This window comes from Shigella sp. FC1967 (assembly GCF_001743005.1).
In the GTDB taxonomy this organism is placed as follows: domain Bacteria; phylum Pseudomonadota; class Gammaproteobacteria; order Enterobacterales; family Enterobacteriaceae; genus Proteus.
On the sequence record NZ_MIIZ01001129.1, the window covers coordinates 1 to 726 of the forward strand.

At 44.8% G+C, this 726-nt stretch carries 2 protein-coding genes; both read left to right on the plus strand.

What is annotated here, in order from left to right; all coding sequences use genetic code 11:
• Positions 1-321 (plus strand): F0F1 ATP synthase subunit B (gene atpF / locus BHE89_RS19190; RefSeq protein ID WP_128860731.1); only part of this gene is annotated, 321 nt, incomplete at its 5' end.
• 12 nt (positions 322-333) lie between these two features.
• Positions 334-726 (plus strand): ATP synthase F1 subunit delta (atpH, locus tag BHE89_RS19195; RefSeq protein ID WP_128860732.1); only part of this gene is annotated, 393 nt, incomplete at its 3' end.

Below are 726 nucleotides of genomic sequence, written 5' to 3' on the forward strand. Positions count from 1 at the left end.
AAAAAGGACTTAGATTTAGCGAAAGCCGATGCAGGCGACCAGCTAGCGAAAGCAAAAGCAGAAGCTCAAGCAATCATTGAATCCGCGAATAAACAACGCACTCAAATGATTGAAGATGCTAAAGCAGAAGCAGAGCAAGAACGTAGTAAGATCGTTGCACAAGCTCAATCCGAATTGGATGCAGAGCGTAAACGTGCTCGTGAAGAACTTCGTAAACAAGTCGCAATGCTGGCTATCGCAGGTGCCGAGAAAATTATTGAACGTTCCGTGGATGAAGCTGCTAATAGCGACATCGTTGATAAACTGGTCGCTGAACTGTAAGGAGGGAGGGGCATGTCTGAAATAGCAACGGTAGCTCGCCCCTACGCCAAAGCAGCTTTTGACTTTGCTGTGGAAAACCAGGCTGTCGATAAATGGCAGGTTATGCTGGCGTTCACCGCTGAAGTAGCACGCAATGAGCAGGTAACCGAATTACTTTCTGGTTCTTTAGCATCAGAAAAACTGGCTGACATTTTTGTTGACCTTTGTGGTGAACAATTAGATGGTCATGCTCAGAATTTAATTCGTGTTATGGCTGATAATGGCCGTTTATCAACGTTGCCTGAAGTATTGAGCCAATTTATTCAATTGCGCGCAGTACTAGAGTCAACGGTTGACGTTGAAGTAACTTCTGCCATTGAGCTAACTAAACAGCAGCTAGCTAACATTTCTGCAGCGATGGAAAAA